Origin of the sequence: Maribacter sp. PR1, from assembly GCF_028464145.1 — a bacterium.
GTDB lineage: Bacteria > Bacteroidota > Bacteroidia > Flavobacteriales > Flavobacteriaceae > Maribacter.
Genome location: NZ_JAQPCG010000007.1, coordinates 150,924 through 162,865, shown reverse-complemented (window position 1 = coordinate 162,865; position 11,942 = coordinate 150,924). Strand labels below are relative to the sequence as shown.

Sequence of the window (11,942 nt, the reverse complement as noted above, 5' to 3'; positions counted from 1 at the left end):
ATACTAGTAAGCCATTGAAAACACTTGATAAAATACCAACCGGCAAAATAGAAAGAGCCAGTAAGTTAATTAAGACTGGAGTAAAAATTGGGGGGAATTATGCTAAGTACTATGGTAAAAAAATGGTAAATCCAGAACTTACTAGGGATGAGTTGGATACTGATAATGCCGGAGATATTTATGATGGCTTAAAAAGCTTAAAAGGAAGTGCGCTAAAAGTGGCGCAAATGCTAAGCATGGAGAAGAACCTTCTCCCGAATGCATATGTAGAAAAGTTTTCCCTCTCCCAATTTTCCGTTCCACCCTTGTCCGCTCCCTTAGTAAGGAAAACCTTCAAAAAATATTTAGACAAGTATCCTGAAGAAGTTTTTGATACGTTTCAGCAGGAATCCGTCAACGCTGCTAGCATTGGTCAAGTCCACAGGGCTACCAAAGACGGGAAAAGCTTAGCGGTTAAAATCCAATATCCTGGTGTTGCTGAAAGTATAAGCAGTGATCTTGCCTTGGTAAAACCTATAGCCTTAAGAATGTTCAACCTTCAAGGTAAGGATTCCGATAAGTATTTTAAGGAGGTTGAAGGTAAGTTGCTGGAAGAAACAAATTATTTGTTGGAAGTACAACAAAGTCAGGAAATCACTACAAAATGCGGGGTTATAGACAATTTAATATTCCCGAAATATTACGAAGGACTTTCCAGTGAAAAAATCATAACCATGGATTGGATGGAGGGAACCCATCTGGGAGATTTTACAAAAACCAATTTCTCTAAAGAGGTAGGAAATAAATTGGGGCAGACTCTGTGGGACTTTTACATGTTTCAAATCCATGGCTTAAGGAAAGTACATGCAGACCCTCATCCCGGTAATTTTCTAATTAATTCCAAACAAGAATTGGTGGCGATAGATTTTGGTTGTATCAAGGAAGTACCGGATACCTTTTACAATCCGTATTTCGAATTGGCAAAAAAGGAGAATATTTCCAACGATGCTATTTTTACACAAAAAATGTACGAATTGGAAATTTTGACGCCCACGGATACGGACAGGGAAATCATATTTTTCAAAGAACTATTTCATGAAATGCTAAGCTTATTTACCTCTCCTTTCCATGACGAAACTTTTGATTTTGGTAACCCGGATTTTTGGGGAAAAATTGCGGCATTGAGTGAGCATTATGCATCGGACAAACAAATTAGAAAGATGAACGGAAATAGGGGGTCCAAACATTTTCTCTATATGAATAGAACCTTTTTCGGTCTATATAATCTTCTCAATGATCTAAAAGCGGAAATTAAGGTAAATCATTTCAAAAAGTATTTGTAGCAAAACATCCTTTCTAAAATGAGTTCCAACTTGGGAATAGTTGTTATATTGCACTATTAGTATTGACAATAATTACAGTCAAAAAATCACAACATGTATAATTCGAAAATAAAAGGCTTAGGATATTTTGTGCCCGATAATGTGGTAACCAATGATGACCTGTCCAAACTGATGGATACCAACGATGCTTGGATACAGGAGCGAACGGGTATAAAGGAGCGTAGACACGTTATTAAAGGTGAGGACACGACGACTTCAATGGGAGTGAAAGCTGCCAAAATAGCGATAGAACGGTCGGGTATAAGCAAAGATGATATAGATTTTATTGTATTTGCTACCCTTAGTCCTGATTATTACTTTCCGGGACCTGGCGTTTTGGTGCAACGAGATTTAGGAATAAAAACAGTTGGTGCGCTGGATGTACGAAATCAATGTTCTGGTTTTGTATATGCTATTTCGGTAGCGGATCAATATATTAAAACTGGGATGTATAAGAATATATTGGTCATCGGGTCCGAGTTACATTCTCATGGTTTGGATATGACAACTAGAGGAAGGGCAGTATCTGTCATATTTGGAGATGGTGCGGGTGCAGCAGTATTGAGCAGGTCCGAAAGCACGGATGAAGGAATACTATCCACGCATTTACACTCAGAAGGGCAACACGCCGAGGAACTATCTTTAATTGCACCTGGGATGGGAAAAAGATGGGTTACCGACATTATTGATGATAATGATCCTAATGATGAATCTTATTTTCCATATATGAATGGACAGTTCGTATTTAAAAATGCTGTGGTTCGGTTTAGCGAAGTAATCATGGAAGGTTTAGCGGAAAATGCTTTAAAGCCTGCAGATATCGATTTATTGGTTCCGCATCAAGCAAATCTTAGGATTTCCCAATTTATACAAAAAAAGTTCGGACTAAAGGATGAGCAGGTTTATAATAACATCATGAGTTATGGAAACACAACGGCGGCATCTATTCCTATTGCTTTAACGGAAGCTTGGGAGTCTGGTAAAGTCAAATCTGGTGATTTGGTCGTTTTAGCAGCTTTTGGTAGCGGATTTACTTGGGGTAGCGTTATTATCCGATGGTAAATAAAAACCCGTGGTATAAACCACGGGTTTCTCAAGATTAAAACTAAACGTGAGAAAACCAACCAATCCTCTATCGTTTTTAGGTTTAACCTTTGCTTTAATAGACTAATTTTTAGCGAAGATGTTACACCGATTAAAAGCTTTAACGATTGATTAACCATTAAAGATTTATCAAAACGATACTTTTATGAAAAGCGAAACCCAGACAAATGCCTGGGTTTCTTTGCTGATAAGCTATACTAAACACTAACCATTAACTATAAATATATAGCAATATCAACCTCTTAAATATTTTCAATAACACTAAAACTAATCTTTATTCGTATTCCCTTAACAACTAAAAGACTATTATTCCTGGAATTAGTTACAGATTCAATAAACTTTAACACCCTAATTAATCATGAAAACAACTCTCGTTTTTGGCGCATCCTTAAAACCAAACCGTTACAGTAATTTGGTAATTCATAGGTTGGTTCATAACGGAGTAAAAACCGAGGCTTTCGGTTTAAGAACTGGAGAAATCGGGGGAGTGCAAGTTAAGACCAATTTAATTGAATTCCAAAATATTCATACAGTAACACTGTATTTAAATCCGAAGAGGCAAATTGAATACTACGATGCCATAATCGACCTAAACCCAAGTAGGGTAATTTTTAATCCAGGTACTGAAAATCCGGAATTTTATCAGCTGTTAGCGTATCAAAATATACACGTGGAAGTAGCCTGTACCTTAGTCCTTCTGTCTACCAATCAATATTGAAGCTGGTTAAATGAATTAAGTAATTTTCTTATCAGGCTGTCTACGAATAAGCCATAGGCCAATAAATGTAATGAGACCGTTTAGAGGAAGCAATTCATAACCAAATTGATAACCACCAATGGATTCTGAAGGAATCTTGGCCAAACCTAAAATAATTAGTACCGAGGTAAGAGCAACTATCCAAGCATATCTATCCTTGATCTGGTGCTTGGTAAATATACCAAAGGCAAAAAGCCCAAGTAGTGGACCGTAAGTATACGAGGCTACAGTGAGCAGCCCATCAATGACATTCCTATCCAATACATATTTAAAGGTAATTACGACCAATATCAATAAAATACTCATACCTATATGGGTTTGTCTTCGAGCCTTTTTCGCTTCCTTGTCAGATTTTTTTCCAGTTCCTAAGAAATCTACACAAAATGAAGTGGTCAAGGAAGTTAAGGCACTATCAGCACTACTATAAGCGGCTGCAATGAGTCCGAGCATAAACGTTACGGCAACTGTCATGCCCAAACCACTATTCAATGCAATTTCTGGAAATAAAAGGTCTGTCTTTGGTTGCCCATCCATTAATGGTACTGCAATTTGGTATTTCTCGGCATAAATAAAGAGTAGTGCTCCCAACAACATAAAAACAAAGGTCACCAAAACAAGTACGAAACTGAAGGAGACCATGTTTTTTTGAGCATCTTTTAAATTTCTACAGGTTAAGTTTTTCTGCATCATATCCTGATCCAATCCCGTCATACAGATTGTAACGAACATACCGCCCAAAAAGGATTTTATTAGATGATTTTTGGCAAAGAAATCATCGATAAAAAATGTTTTACTATAATTAGATAGTTCCTTCGAGGTTAAAAAGTCTCCAAAGCTCCACTCTAGCCGGTTCAAAATAAAGTAAATGGATAGGCCAACAGAAACTAGCATGAACAACGTCTGAAGTGTATCGGTCCAGACTATGGTCTTTATACCACCTTTAAAAGTATAAATCCATATTAAAAGAATGGATAATGTCACGGTAATTTCAAAAGGAACGTTCCAAGCGTCAAAAACAAACTGTTGTAGCACTATGGCAACGAGAAACAGGCGAAAGGCCGCCCCCAAAACCCGAGACACGAAAAAAGAAATTGCACCCACTTTATAACTAACAAACCCAAACCTACTATCTAAATATTCATAAATAGATGTTACGTTTTGTTTATAATATATAGGAAGAAGTACGTAAGCCGTAACAAAATAACCCAGTAAGTATCCAAATACTACCTGCAAATAACTGAATTTTGAAGCATCCACCCATCCAGGTACAGAAATAAAGGTGACACCGGATAGTGAGGCACCTACCATTCCAAAAGCTACCAGATACCATGGGGATTGCTTGCCGGCCTTAAAAAAATCCTCATTTGTATCGTTCTTTCCGGTAAAATAGGATATCAACAATAAAACTGAGAAATAACTACCAATTAACAGTAGAATATGGGAAGCGGTCATGGCAAATAATTTATGGTCAAAGTACAAAAAGTAAAAATAGTGCGTAATTTTACCAGAAACTCAAAGCAATGGATTTTTCTTCAAAATTATTGGAAAACGCCGTTTATGAAATGTCTCAGCTCCCGGGTATCGGCAAGCGTACTGCTTTGCGTTTGGTCCTGCATATGTTAAAACAGCCAGAAAGGCAAACGGAGGAGTTGTCCAATGCACTCGTGAAGCTAAGAAGTACGATACAGTTTTGTAAAAAGTGCCATAATATTTCGGACACGGAGCTTTGTGAAATTTGCTCCAATCCTAAAAGAGATGCTTCCCTTGTATGCGTCGTCGAGGACATTAGGGACGTAATGGCCATAGAGAATACGAGTCAGTATAGAGGGTTATATCATGTTTTGGGAGGTAAAATTTCACCAATGGAAGGAATGGGGCCACAGGAACTGACAATTTCATCTTTGGTGAACAAGGTTAAGGAAGGCGAAATAAAGGAGTTGATCCTAGCCTTGAGTTCAACTATGGAAGGGGACACCACCAATTTTTATATTTTTAAACAATTAGAAGGGTTGGAAGTTCTTACATCTACCATTGCAAGAGGAATAGCTGTGGGAGACGAGTTGGAATATGCCGATGAGGTAACTTTAGGTCGCAGTATACTAAATAGAATACCATTTGAAGGTACATTTAATAATAATTGAGGAAATACCTTGCTAAAATAAAAGCAGTAAAAGGCTTTTAATTTTACTATTTTTGCAAAAAACATATACAAAATAGACGTTATATTATCGATATGTCAAAATTTGAATTAAAATTACCAAGAATGGGTGAAAGTGTTGCGGAGGCTACATTAACATCCTGGTTAAAAGAGGTTGGAGACACTGTTGAAATGGACGAAGCCATTTTTGAAATCGCAACGGACAAAGTAGATAGCGAAGTCCCTAGTGAAGTAGATGGAGTTTTAGTCGAAAAAAGATTCAATGTTGATGATGTAGTTAAAGTGGGTCAAATCGTTGCCGTGATTGAAATTGATGGTGAGGAAGAAAACGCCCATGGCAATAATGAGGATAAAGGTGAAAGTGCTAAAGTTGAAGAAGAAATGATTACAGCTGCAGAAGATGCCGTAGTACAAGCTAAGGACACCGTAAGCCGACCTGTCCAGGATTACTCGGCTTCCGATCGATTTTATTCTCCATTAGTGAAGAATATTGCTAAAGAAGAAGGTGTTTCTTTGGAAGAATTGGAGTCCATATCAGGTACAGGTAATGAAGGCAGGGTTACAAAAAATGATATTCTTGGATATTTAGAAGGAAGAAGTAATGGCTCATTTGGTAAGATGGATAGTAAACAAGCTGAACAAATACCTCCTCAGCCTAAACCTGATAAAAAAGAAGTTGTAGAGTCTTCAAATACAGAACAAAACGAAGAAGTGCAAGTGAAAGTTGGTGCCGGTGATGAGGTTATTCCAATGTCAAGAATGGGCAAGTTGATTGCCAAACATATGGCAAATAGCATTTCGACTTCCGCTCATGTTCAAAGTTTTATAGAAGTCGATGTTACCAATATTGTCAATTGGCGGAATAAGATGAAGGTTGCATTTGAAAAGCAGGAAGGTGAAAAATTGACCTTTACTCCAATTTTTATGGAGGCTATTGCCAAGGCCTTGAAGAAATATCCAATGATGAATATTTCGGTAGAAGGGGATAGTGTAGTTAAAAAGAAAAATATAAATATTGGAATGGCCGCTGCCCTGCCCGATGGCAATCTCATAGTGCCAGTTATCAAAAATGCGGACCAATTAAATCTGGTAGGTATGGCCAAGGTCGTTAATGACCTTGCGGAACGTTCCAGAAATAATGCACTGAAACCGGACGAAGTTAAAGATGGTACATATACGGTTACCAATGTAGGTACGTTTGGAAGTGTTTTTGGAACACCGATCATTAATCAACCACAGGTTGGAATTATGGCACTAGGTGCTATACGAAAGATTCCTTCAGTCATAGAAACTGAGGAAGGTGATTTTATAGGGGTTCGCAGTAAAATGTATTTATCCCATAGCTATGACCATAGGGTGGTCAATGGAGCCTTGGGTAGCATGTTTGCAAAGGCCGTGGCCGATTATTTGGAAGCCTGGGATCCGGATAGGGAAATATAGTACTAGGTTTTGGACGATAATTTCTTTGGATTAACAGAATTCTAACATTCTATTCCTTTTTTTGATTTTAAATTTGAGGCTTACCAAACCAACAAATGTTAAAACAAAACCCAGTGTTTTTCAAACGCCTGTTTGAAAAATTTGCTTTACTATTTATTTTTTTAATCCCTTTTATTTCTATTGCTCAGGGAGATCAAGAAGAGGAGACTCAAATGAGGCTTTTTATCGATTGTAATTGTGATAGAAACTATGTGAGGCAAGAAATTCCATTTGTAGACCATGTCAGAGATCAATCCTTGGCAAACGTGCAATTGTTCATCTATGACGTTGCCAATGGAAGCGGGGGGCGCACATATTTATTGGATTTTAAAGGGGCGCAGGCCTATACCGAAATTCAAGGTGAGCTCTCTTATGAGACCACTCCCAATATGACTTCGGATGAAGTGAGAAAAGGTTTGGTAGCCAAAATAAAACTGGGTTTGCTCAAGTACATTCTGGAATCAAATTTGGCCTATAAAATTACATATTCCGTAAATAGCGAGGGAAACAGTACAATAGAGCAGATGAGTGTTGAAGATCCTTGGAACAATTGGATTTTTGAAATTTATGGTGAAGCTGAGCTCTCTAAAGAGTCGAGTAGGAACGAGTTTGAATATGAGGTTGGATTTGAGAGTGATAGGGTAACTGAAAAATGGCGTATTCGTGCGGATTTGGAATTGAACCAAGCCACAAGCAGATTTCAGCAGAACAACGAAACTTTTACAAGTGAAAGGCTGCGTTATTCTGCGGATGCCAGTATAGTTAGAAGCTTAACAGATCATTGGTCGACCGGTATTTTTGTCGGTGCGCGACACAATACGTTTACCAATCAAAATTTTTCTACTTACGTACGACCGGCAATAGAGTATAATATTTTTCCGTATCGTGAGGTTTTACAGCGAGAATTGGTTTTAGCCTACCGTATCGGTTATTTTTTTAACGACTATATTGATACTACCATTTTTGAAAAAGATAGTGAAGGCATATTTAACCATTCTTTGGACGTTCAACTCAGGTACCGCCAACCATGGGGAAATATTTATTCAAGATTAAGGGGTTCCACCTTTTTAGAAGATTTTAACAAAAATAGAGTTCAGTTATTTTCAAGACTTTCTGTCCGTATATTCAAAGGATTAGGGGTAACATTTTCCGGTAATTTCGAAGTCATACGAGATCAAATTAACTTACCGGCGGGTGATGCTTCCATTGAAGATGTATTGTTGCAGCAAAAACAGATTGCCACCGATTTCGAGCTTGGCTTTCGGGTGGGATTGAGCTATACTTTTGGCTCTGCTTTCAATAATATTATTAATAACAGATTGTGAATTTTACAAAAAAGTAAGTTTCTAGGATTCCGTGACCAAACTCTTAAAACTTATCTTTGTCTAAAAATGTAAACCATGGAGCTTAAGCTAACCCGACCTATATGTTTTTTCGACTTGGAAACCACCGGAACCAATGTGGCAAAAGATCGAATAGTGGAAATTTCAATTTTAAAGGTTTTCCCCAACGGTAACAAGGAAAGTCGAACATGGTTGGTGAATCCAGAAATGCATATTCCCGAGGAAGTCGTAGCCATTCATGGTATTTCCAATGAAAAAGTAGCCAATGAACCAACCTTTAAGGAGTTGTCCAAGGAAATCTACAAAATAATCAAGGATAGTGATCTGGGAGGGTTTAATTCCGACAGGTTTGATATACCCTTGTTAGCGGAAGAACTCTTGCGCGCCGACATAGATTTTGATATGAAAAATACTGTATCCGTGGATGTACAGACTATTTTTCATAAAAAAGAAAAAAGAACTTTAGAGGCGGCCTATAAGTTTTATTGCGACAAGGAACTAACCGATGCCCATAGTGCGGAGGCCGATACTAATGCTACATATGAAGTATTACTTTCGCAATTAGATAGATATCCGGATTTAGAGAATAATATAAAAAAGCTAGCAGAGTTTTCAAAAAGAAAGCAATTTGTGGATTTTGCCGGATTTATTGCCCTAGACCAAGATGGTGAGGAGGTTTTTTCCTTTGGAAAACATAAAGGTAAAAAAGTGCAGGAAGTACTAGAAAAAGAACCGGGTTATTTCGGTTGGATATTAAATGCCGATTTTCCGTTGTACACAAAAAAAATATTGACGCAAATAAAGTTGAGTAAACTGAACAATAAGCTTAGTTAGGACTAAAAACGATGAAAATAATCTGTATCGGTAGAAATTATACGGAACACATTGAGGAGCTTAAAAATGAAAAACCAACCGAGCCCGTAGTTTTTATTAAACCAGATTCGGCCGTATTGCCAAAAGAACAGGATTTTTACATTCCTGAATTTTCAAACGATGTGCATTATGAAGTTGAGGTTTTGGTGAAAATAAAACGCGTAGGAAAGCATATAAAGGAAGAGTTTGCCGGTACTTATTATGATGAGATTGGGTTGGGAATAGATTTTACGGCGCGCGACCTCCAGTCCAAATTAAAGGAGAAGGGATTGCCTTGGGAAAAAGCTAAAGGTTTTGACGGAGCTGCGGTGATAGGGAAATGGTTGCCTAAGACAAACTTTAAAGACCTTAACAATCTCAATTTTAGTCTAGTAAGAAATGGAGAGAAGGTACAAAGGGGTAACACCTCATTAATGTTGTGGAAGATAGATGAAATAATATCTTATGTGTCTACGTTCTTCATGCTCAAGAAGGGTGATGTTATTTTCACGGGAACACCTGCGGGAGTTGGCAAAGTAAGCCCAAATGACTACCTTTCAGGTAGTTTGGAAGACAAGGAACTTTTTAAAGTCAATATAAAGTAATGATATATAGTTTAGACAAGATTAATGAGATGGCAGATGGGGACCAAGATTTTATTCTATCCGTCATTTCTGTTTTTTTAGAAGAGGTTCCTGAGGATTTGGAAGGCTTAGAAGAGGCCATTCAAGAAAGAGACTATGAAAAAACGTATCAACTTGCACATAAAATAAAGCCTAATGTGGATTTATTGGGAATGGAGCAGACTAGGGCGGCCGCATTGGAAGTAGAGACAATGGGCAAACAAAGTGCTAGTTGGGAAGAAATAGAAAAGACTTTTCCTATTTTGAAAACCGATATACATCAGGTGATCGGTGAGTTAAAAAACGACTTTCAGTTATAATGCTCGCTGATATAGTTACCATTGGCGATGAGATTCTCATAGGCCAAATCATTGATACCAATTCCGCTTTCATTGCCAAGGAACTCAATAAAATTGGAATTTCCGTATATCAGATAACTTCTGTACAGGACGAGCGTGAGCATATTTTAAAGGCCTTGGAGGAAGCTAAGGCCCACGCTGATATTGTTATCGTTACTGGGGGGCTAGGTCCCACTAAGGATGATATTACAAAACATACTTTTTGCGAATTTTTCAATGATAAACTGGTTCAGAATAAGGAAGTGCTTCAACATGTAGAAAATCTTTTCGCAAATTATATTTCCAGTACCCCAATTTCTGATTTAAACAGAAAGCAGGCCTGGGTTCCCAGCAAGGCTAAAGTATTGCATAATGCAAATGGCACCGCTCCGGGTATGTGGTTTTACGAGGACAAAACAACTTTTGTATCCTTGCCTGGTGTACCTTTTGAGATGAAGCATCTCGTAAAGGAGGTCGTAATTCCTAGGCTCGCCGATTTTTATGAGCGTCCCCATATCATTCATAAAACGATTAATACCTATGGACTGGGAGAAAGTTCCATAGCCCTAAAAATTGAGGAATGGGAGAATAATCTTCCAAAATTTGTAAAGCTTGCTTATTTGCCCAGTTTGGGTAAAGTCAGGTTAAGGTTAACGGCAAAGGGAAAAGATTATGAAAAACTATCGCAGGCAATTGAAATGGAATCCCAAAAACTATTTCCCTTAATAGGGGATATTATTCATGGGACAGAGGATGAAGAAACGATTGAGGAGGTTATAGCCAAATTGCTCACCAAAAATGGAAAGACCCTTGCTACTGCGGAAAGTTTTACGGGGGGAGCGATTGCAGAACAAATTACTGCATTGCCAGGGGCTTCCGCCTACTTTAAGGGAAGTGTGGTTTGTTATGCAACAGAGGTCAAAGTCAATGTTTTGGGCGTGCCTCAAGACGTAGTGGATAAACATTCCGTGGTTAGCGAGCAAGTTGCAATCGCTATGGCGAAAGGGGTTCAAGGTTTATTAAAAACAGATTTTGCAATCGCGACAACAGGTAACGCAGGGCCCACCAAAGGGGATTCTGATGCCGAGGTTGGAACCGTGTTTATTGGAATAGCTTCGCCAACCCATGTTTTTGCCCTTACATTTAACATGGGAAACCAACGTGAAAGAATAGTTCAAAAGTCTGTAAATAAGTCATTTGAGTTACTTAAAAAAGAAATTTTAAAAATGTGAGGAGTATTGTTGGCTGAAAGATAAAAATGATATAAATTTGCACCCTGTTTAAAAGAAAAAATTCGGCACGATGTCAAAAGTTTGTGAAATTACGGGAAAGAAAGCGATGTTCGGAAATAATGTTTCCTTCTCCATCAACAAGACAAGAAGAAGATTTGATGTAAATCTTTCCAAGAAGAGGTTTTACATTCCAGAGGAAGACCGTTGGGTAACTTTAAAAGTATCTACCAGAGCTTTGAAGATTATCAATAAGAAAGGTATTTCTGCCGTTTTGAAGGATGCAAAAGCTAATGGGTTAGTAAAATAACCTAAATTATAGATTACAATGGCAAAGAAAGGTAATAGAATACAGGTAATTTTAGAGTGCACTGAGCACAAGGAGTCCGGTAAGCCTGGAACTTCTAGATATATTACTACTAAGAATAAGAAAAACACTCCTGAAAGATTAGAGATTAAGAAATTCAATCCTATCTTAAAGAGAATGACAGTTCATAAAGAAATAAAATAAGTAGGTCATGGCAAAGAAGACGGTAGCAAGTTTACAATCAAGTTCAAAAAGATTGACAAAGGCCATTAAAATGGTTAAGTCACCAAAGAGTGGTGCTTATGTTTTTGTAGAATCCGTAATGCCACCAGAGATGGTAAATGAATGGTTGGCTAAGAAATAAAGTATAGCTTTTAATTAAGTAATTGAG

The 11,942-nt window shown here is 37.7% G+C and carries 14 protein-coding genes; 13 read left to right on the top strand and 1 reads right to left on the bottom strand.

Annotation, left to right across the window (positions count from 1 at the left end):
* Nucleotides 1-14: 14 nt before the first annotated feature.
* The 3 genes from PP182_RS15230 (at nucleotide 15) to PP182_RS15220 (ending at nucleotide 3,183) form a co-directional block, all read left to right on the top strand.
* Nucleotides 15-1,322 carry an ABC1 kinase family protein gene (locus tag PP182_RS15230; protein ID WP_272652129.1) on the top strand — a complete coding sequence of 436 codons (1,308 nt, stop codon included), beginning with the start codon at nucleotides 15-17 and terminating at the stop codon, nucleotides 1,320-1,322.
* 93 nt (nucleotides 1,323-1,415) lie between these two features.
* Entirely contained in the window at nucleotides 1,416-2,423 is a 1,008-nt protein-coding gene (locus tag PP182_RS15225) for a 3-oxoacyl-ACP synthase III family protein (protein WP_272652128.1), read from the top strand.
* Between the two features lie 400 nt (nucleotides 2,424-2,823).
* Nucleotides 2,824-3,183, top strand: a complete 360-nt coding sequence (locus tag PP182_RS15220; RefSeq protein WP_272652127.1) for a CoA-binding protein — start codon at nucleotides 2,824-2,826, stop codon at nucleotides 3,181-3,183.
* A 15-nt stretch (nucleotides 3,184-3,198) separates the two neighbouring features.
* Here the strand turns inward: PP182_RS15220 and PP182_RS15215 are convergent, their stop codons facing one another.
* Entirely contained in the window at nucleotides 3,199-4,674 is a 1,476-nt protein-coding gene (locus PP182_RS15215) for a sodium:solute symporter (protein WP_272652126.1), read from the bottom strand.
* A gap of 68 nt (nucleotides 4,675-4,742) precedes the next feature.
* On the opposite strand from PP182_RS15215, the gene recR reads away from it, so the two are divergent.
* From recR to PP182_RS15165, 10 genes are all read left to right on the top strand, one after another.
* Nucleotides 4,743-5,363 (top strand): recombination mediator RecR, encoded by a 621-nt coding sequence (gene recR, locus PP182_RS15210; protein ID WP_272652125.1) that lies wholly within the window; start codon nucleotides 4,743-4,745, stop codon nucleotides 5,361-5,363.
* A 92-nt stretch (nucleotides 5,364-5,455) separates the two neighbouring features.
* Complete coding sequence (locus PP182_RS15205) at nucleotides 5,456-6,820, top strand: dihydrolipoamide acetyltransferase family protein (protein ID WP_272652124.1); 1,365 nt, start codon at nucleotides 5,456-5,458, stop codon at nucleotides 6,818-6,820.
* 95 nt (nucleotides 6,821-6,915) lie between these two features.
* Nucleotides 6,916-8,184 (top strand): hypothetical protein, encoded by a 1,269-nt coding sequence (locus PP182_RS15200; protein ID WP_272652123.1) that lies wholly within the window; start codon nucleotides 6,916-6,918, stop codon nucleotides 8,182-8,184.
* 75 nt (nucleotides 8,185-8,259) lie between these two features.
* Nucleotides 8,260-9,036, top strand: coding sequence for a 3'-5' exonuclease (locus tag PP182_RS15195; protein WP_272652122.1), 777 nt, complete (start codon nucleotides 8,260-8,262; stop codon nucleotides 9,034-9,036).
* Nucleotides 9,037-9,047: 11 nt separating this feature from the next.
* Nucleotides 9,048-9,659, top strand: a complete 612-nt coding sequence (locus PP182_RS15190; RefSeq protein ID WP_272652121.1) for a fumarylacetoacetate hydrolase family protein — start codon at nucleotides 9,048-9,050, stop codon at nucleotides 9,657-9,659.
* On the top strand, nucleotides 9,659-9,997 hold the full coding sequence (locus PP182_RS15185; RefSeq protein ID WP_272652120.1) for an Hpt domain-containing protein: 339 nt from the start codon (nucleotides 9,659-9,661) through the stop codon (nucleotides 9,995-9,997). The genes PP182_RS15190 and PP182_RS15185 overlap by 1 nt, the downstream gene beginning before the upstream one ends.
* Complete coding sequence (locus PP182_RS15180) at nucleotides 9,997-11,247, top strand: competence/damage-inducible protein A (protein WP_272652119.1); 1,251 nt, start codon at nucleotides 9,997-9,999, stop codon at nucleotides 11,245-11,247. Before PP182_RS15185 ends, PP182_RS15180 begins: the two co-directional genes overlap by 1 nt.
* Before the next feature lie 70 nt (nucleotides 11,248-11,317).
* Entirely contained in the window at nucleotides 11,318-11,554 is a 237-nt protein-coding gene (gene rpmB / locus PP182_RS15175; protein WP_272652118.1) for a 50S ribosomal protein L28, read from the top strand.
* An 18-nt stretch (nucleotides 11,555-11,572) separates the two neighbouring features.
* On the top strand, nucleotides 11,573-11,755 hold the full coding sequence (gene rpmG, locus PP182_RS15170; RefSeq protein ID WP_094997961.1) for a 50S ribosomal protein L33: 183 nt from the start codon (nucleotides 11,573-11,575) through the stop codon (nucleotides 11,753-11,755).
* 7 nt (nucleotides 11,756-11,762) lie between these two features.
* Nucleotides 11,763-11,915 (top strand): DUF4295 domain-containing protein, encoded by a 153-nt coding sequence (locus tag PP182_RS15165; protein ID WP_272652117.1) that lies wholly within the window; start codon nucleotides 11,763-11,765, stop codon nucleotides 11,913-11,915.
* The last annotated feature ends 27 nt before the right edge of the window (nucleotides 11,916-11,942 follow it).